The following is a 6,033-nucleotide window of genomic DNA, read 5'->3' as shown; positions in this document are numbered from 1 at the left end:
ATACCGTTCCGCCTGATTTAAATTACGAAAAGCACCCAACCGATCATTACGGTTGGGATACCATTCATAAATGGATTGAAATTGACGGAATTCGTCCAAAGTTAGGCAACGCTGTTGAGCTTACCGCTTTTATGGTGTATTCAATTTGGCAGCAAGTAAATAATGCAATTGCTATGTTCACCATATTTTTGTTGCAATTTGGATTCTCGGAAATGGATTTCTTAGACGATTTTATTTCTAACATTCACACCACAATGCAACCTTTGAGGGATTATGTATTCAACAATGGTTTATCTTTTGCGCTCTTGTTTCTAGCTGCTATTGTTATAATTAAATATGGTCAAGGTAGAATCGGAGAAGCCTTTGTAGTAATACTAAAAGCACTGGTGTACAGTGCACTCGTCTTCTTAGTTATCGATAATGTTGATTGGGTTATCCGGAACATCGACGGGTTCATGAATTATGTAGCCATGTTTATACTCGGATTATTGAGCCTATCTCCAATAACTGGACAAACAGCGGTGGAGATCGCTAATACTCAAGTTATTCAAGTATCAAACATCTTATTTCGAACGTATATTGAGAATCCATGGGTTTATGGACAGTTTGCCAGTTTAGAAGCACCTATGCTAAGTGGAGCAGAGATTAATGAGTTGAGAAAAACGTTTGATGTTTCTGGTTGGACAACATGGAGAGATGCTAATCTTGCATATCCAACAGGTGGTGAAGAACGTTTAAAGATGATAGATATTATGAGAGATGATAGTATCACTCACTCAGCTGAGTTAGATATTAAATATTTTTCTTCTTCTGCTTTTGTTAGACTTATGTTAGTTGGCTTAACAGGTTTATCACTAATGCCAACAACCATTTTATATGCAGGAACAGCATCATTTCTGTTTCTTTCAAAAGTCGGTGTGATTTTGATTGCGATTCTATTACCATTTTTAGTTATGCTGAGCTTTTTGGGTGGATTCGGAGAAAGAGCACTTCGAAAAACGCTTGGAATTTGGATTAACCTTTTTTCCTGGGTTATTGCAGCAGCCCTTTTTATTGGTATTCCGATCTTGATTACAAACATTATAGATGTTTCAGAATTAAATATATTTGTTGCCCTAATTATTTTAATGCTTGTTAATGCGGTTGGAGTCTTGTTAATGCCAGCAATTGTTCTGTTTATTGCTCCTGGTGTCCAACGTGTTGCAGGGAAAGTTTTAACTGCTGGACGACGTCATATAGATCGTAAAAGAGGAGGAAGTGCTAACTATCAAGCGCCACGTATTTCACCAGATAGACGAAATTTCCGAAAATTTATGGATCGTCGTTCTGAACGTAAACGACATACTGATAACGCAACAGATCAAGGTAATAAAAAACAAACATTGCCAAGAAAGAAACCAACTACAAAAAATCAAAGTAATATGAGCAAATATCGTTTGATACGACCGAATGAAGCTGTAAGTGCAGCTAAAACAGGAATTCACATTGTTTCAGGAAACTATGTAGCAGCTGGAGTTGAAATTGGAAGAACCATTTCTGCGAGACGTGCTCAAAGACAAAGTAATACAACAAAAGAAAATAATGGTACAATAGATTTAAATCAGCGCCGACTGCAGCGTACAATGCAAATGAGAGAACGACAGAGAAGTAAACGAAGAAATTAGAGGGGGAGACAATAGTGAAGCGCTTCATTATTTTAGTAAGTGTACTCAGCATATTTTTAAGTGCTTGTTCAAGTAAAGAAGAAACTGCAACCTTATCATCTTATGATATTGACAATAAAGAAATTGTGACATCAAAGGACACTGAGTTAGTTTCTCCAAATCGAACAATTATTTTTCAGGGAAAAGATAAAGTCTCGTTTAACGAGCTCGACGAAAAAGAACAACAAGTAGTTAAATTTATAGAGGAATTTTTTAATGTGGATAAGGGGGAGACGATTGAAGAATTTGAAGCAAGAATAAGCAAATACTATCACGAAAAGCTTAGAGATTTTTACTTGGAAGCTGTTGAAGTAGGCGAAACAATATATCCAACTTTTTCTGAGAGAAGATTAAGTGATATTGTAATGCTACCTGAATATTATGAACATGTTAATGATTATGTTTTTCCAGTTTATGTGACTTTCCAACAAAATAATGAAGATCGACATGTGTTTTTGCATATTGGACTTGGAAAAGAAGGGAATGATATGAAAGGTTCTATTGGACTAGATGTCGACCACGAAGATGTTCATCGTTTTGTAAGTGATATGACGAAAAAATATGAGTTATTTGACATGAGTCGTGATGAGCTATTTAGAAGATGAAAAAATCGCGAACTTTTTGCGAACTCTTTTGTTCAAAAAGTGTGTTATATTCTTATTATAGGGAGTTTGCCAACATAGCAACTCTCTTTTTTATGTAGTTATGTTAAAATGAAATTTGTACAATTGCATAGCAGGGTGGGCGGTCGAATCTCCGATAAGGAGGTGAGGCTGGAATGGTTACAATAGATGTAGCAACTTTTACAATAAATTTTGCTATTTTGATTTTGACATTTCTCATGGTTGTGATCATGATTGTAAATGCAAAAAAGTAACCCACCCTGGCTTGCCGGCAGAGGGTGAGTTACACTTGCTAACTTACTAATTTACTTATTGCCGACCGCTCACATGCGGACAAGCAATTGTATAGAGTCGAGTGTTGATAGCACTCGGCTTTTTTATTATATGTCTTTTGTTATTTCCATATTAGCAAAATTTATCGCAGAGTGCAAAGGAGGTATTTTAAGTGTTAAGAAAATTAGGATCCGTTTAAAACGTCTTATACCTTAAGACGTTTTTTAAAATGATAGAGAGGATGAAAAGAATGGACATCGTATTTTTTACTGACGAAGAAAGCAAGAAAAAAATAAGCTTAGGTGTGGGGAACATTCAGTTAGAGAGTTGGTTTTTGAATCAACTTGAATCGTATGATGAATTTGAAATCGTAAATACTATCGAAAATACAGATGATGTATCCAACCAGGATGCTATTGTTCTTTTAAGAAAAAATAAAAGTGGTGGAATTGAAGATATTCCTAATATTGTGCACAAGTTTATCGATACAAATCCAAAAGGGTATGTATTATTTATTGCAGGAAACGAAGATGAGATGGGCATTAATTTAATTAGTAAACTCAAAGAGATAACAAATAATTTATTTGTAGCATCCGTTTCATCTGGTCAACTAGGTCCAGATGTAGTAGAAACTTCTTTTAAAAATATGCTTACCGCGATGGTAAAAGAGGACAACACAATTCATACTGAGGAAAATGTAGCTATGAAAGAGGAAATTTGTGAAAAAATAATTTATGAAGTAAAAAGTGCAAAAGGTGGTTGTGGTGCTACTACAATATCCACACATATTGCAGCAATGTCACAAAAGAAAGGACGGAAAACATTATTAGTAGAAACAAAAGGAAGTCTGACGTATTTAAGCACTCCTCATGAGTTAACTGTAATAGATATAGAAGAATTCAATAATAAACATTTTGAGAGCTATGATACCATAGTATTTGACGATGTAACGTATAACTTAAAAGAGAATATTTCGCTAAAAAGATTGCTTATTATTGATGGGAGTACAGAAAGTATTGAAAAATCTAAAGAGCTATCTTTTGACCATTTGGTCTATAATCAAGCTTGTATAGAAATTATTTCTGAGGAGATCATTAAGCACGAACTAAAATTAGAAAGCATTATTACTATACCGAATGATAGAGCACTTTTCTTACAAAAAGCTGCAACGGGAGAACTTCATTTAGAGCAGCTACAAAACTTGATTTAAACCTATTCAAATGTACCGTTTGAGTAGGTTTTTTTATTGGGAGTGAGAAAAATTCAAAAAAAGAGAGTAGTCAAGCTTATTTCCATTGGCTGTTTATCGATAGTAGTGCCGGTAGTAATGGTTGTGTTTGCTACGATTATCTTAGTATTTGGTTTTCTGATGGTAACGACGGGTAACTTTATGTCTTTGTTTGGGGTACAGGCTGAAGCGAAAGAACAACAACACGAGATAGAATTTCCGGAAGAGTTCTACCCTCTGTATGTAGAGGCTCAAAGAGAATTTAGAGTAAATTGGGGTTTGCTAGCAGCTCTCCATTTTGTACAAACAGACTTCGCTTCTTCGACAGGTTGGCTATCCAGATACCGAGATGTTTATAATCTACCAAACCACATTTGGGATAACTATCAAATGAGTCGAGAAGACTATTGGCTTACAAAGTACGGGATCCCTGAAGACTATGTTCCGGTACCACCCAACAGAAACAAGGCTGAGGACATTATTTATACTGTAGCAAATTACTTCAAAGGGGTTAACTTTGATGATGAAGAATGGGAAGAAAAAATTTATGAAATAACTCGTTCTTTTGAGAAAACACACATGGTAAAAACATACACATGGCTCTATAACACCATTTACGGTAGCGGAGGTGTATATCGATGGCCACTACCACCAGAATATGACCTTGATTATCTTACCTCGCCGTACGGAGACAGGATTCATCCTGTCTATGGAACTGTGATTTTTCATTCGGGCATCGATCTAGGCGCGCCATTTGGTACACCAATCTTTGCTATTGAAGATGGTATTGTATCGTATTCAGGATCTGCATCAGGGTATGGGACTTTAATCATCATAGATCATGGTGACGGAGTTGAGTCCTGGTATGGTCATTCTCAAGCATTATTTGTCTCAACAGGTGATACTGTAATGGCTGGACAACTAATAGCTGAAGTTGGCAGTGAAGGTACATCAACGGGGGCTCACTTGCACATAGAAATCCGCATAAATGGTAACACAGTAGATCCTTTATTGTATCTTGTTCCCCCTGGACAGGCTGTTGGGGGAGATTATATGGAAATTGTGATGATGGCAGCTGAGATGTATGGTGTAGATGCTGCTTTAATTGCTGCAATGATACAGCAAGAAAGTGGATGGAATCCCAATGCAAGAAGTCCAATGGGTGCATCTGGTCTTATGCAAATAATGCCCTTTAATTGGGCGTCACTAGGTATTACTGATCCTTTTGATCCCTACCAAAATATCATGGGAGGCACAAGGTATATTAAAAGTTGTTATGACCGATATCTAGGAGATTTACCTAGAACGCTAGCTTGCTACAACGCAGGTCCTAATGCTGTTGAACGTGCACTAGGATACGATGGGAGTAGTGGATATAGAGAAACCTTAGACTATGTTAGAAAAGTATCTAGTTATTATGAACAATACAAGAGGCAAGGACTTTAATAAGGAGGGATATAGTGGAAATATTATTAGTCGATAACCATCGTACTCAAAGTGACATCTACTCACAAATCAAAATGCTAGGCGGAAATGTAACGGTAAAAGGAGATGGGCAAGAGGTATACAAAGTCCTACAAGATAGGGAATTTGATGTAATTTTTATAAAATACTTTTTACTTGATCTAACAGCAATAGAAGTGATTGAAGAGATTAAAGAAATCAATAATGCCCCCATATTTGTTATTTCTGGAGATCAAAGTTTAGAAAAATGGAAAAAAGTCACTTCAGTGAAAGCACATTTTCTACCTGCTCCTTTTGAAGTAGATAAAGTGTTGGCCATTTTAAACAGAGCTAGACCTATAGTAAACTTAAAGAAGAATGAGGAAATAGCAAGTACTATAGAATCTAATTTAGAAATAAACACAGAAAATCCCATAGAGGATAGTTATCCGCAAGAAGATAATGAAATTGATGTAGCAGAAATTGAAGAGATACCTGTATTTAATTTACAACCAACTAAGGTGTGGACCAAAGAAGCAAAACCAACCAAGAAAAAACGATTAAAAACATATGATGAACCTAAGGCGACAATCATAAATATATTTTCACCAAAAGGTGGTGTTGGGAAGACCACAACAGTAGTAAATCTAGCAACCTTTTTAAAGACAGAATTAAATTTAAATGTAGTAATCTTAGAGTTTACAAGACAAACTGGTAACGTTCTAGGACACTTTTCTGTTAATCCGACTGTCACTATTAAAGA

General features: G+C 35.9%; 5 protein-coding genes. All 5 read left to right on the top strand.

Annotation, left to right across the window (positions count from 1 at the left end; genetic code table 11):
- The coding region (locus tag ACK4M9_RS22520; RefSeq protein WP_409855023.1) for an MFS transporter at window positions 1–1,664 on the top strand (1,664 nt) is incomplete at its 5' end.
- A gap of 14 nt (window positions 1,665–1,678) precedes the next feature.
- Entirely contained in the window at window positions 1,679–2,308 is a 630-nt protein-coding gene (locus ACK4M9_RS22515) for a hypothetical protein (protein WP_409855022.1), read from the top strand.
- 541 nt (window positions 2,309–2,849) lie between these two features.
- Window positions 2,850–3,809: a hypothetical protein gene (locus ACK4M9_RS22510; RefSeq protein WP_409855021.1), complete on the top strand. Its 960-nt coding sequence runs from the start codon at window positions 2,850–2,852 to the stop codon at window positions 3,807–3,809.
- A gap of 42 nt (window positions 3,810–3,851) precedes the next feature.
- On the top strand, window positions 3,852–5,273 hold the full coding sequence (locus ACK4M9_RS22505; protein ID WP_409855024.1) for a peptidoglycan DD-metalloendopeptidase family protein: 1,422 nt from the start codon (window positions 3,852–3,854) through the stop codon (window positions 5,271–5,273).
- Between the two features lie 14 nt (window positions 5,274–5,287).
- The coding region (locus tag ACK4M9_RS22500) for an AAA family ATPase (protein WP_409855020.1) at window positions 5,288–6,033 on the top strand (746 nt) is incomplete at its 3' end.

The organism is Anaerobacillus sp. (genome assembly GCF_046314235.1).
Taxonomy (GTDB): Bacteria; Bacillota; Bacilli; order Bacillales; family Anaerobacillaceae; genus Anaerobacillus.
Note: the sequence above shows the minus strand (reverse complement) of the source record. Positions and strands in the feature narration are given on the sequence as shown.

What these genes read in the sequence shown, in the direction of transcription:
- ACK4M9_RS22510 (WP_409855021.1), top strand. Translation starts at nt 2,850, where the DNA reads ATGGACATCGTATTTTTTACTGACGAAGAAAGCAAGAAAAAAATAAGC.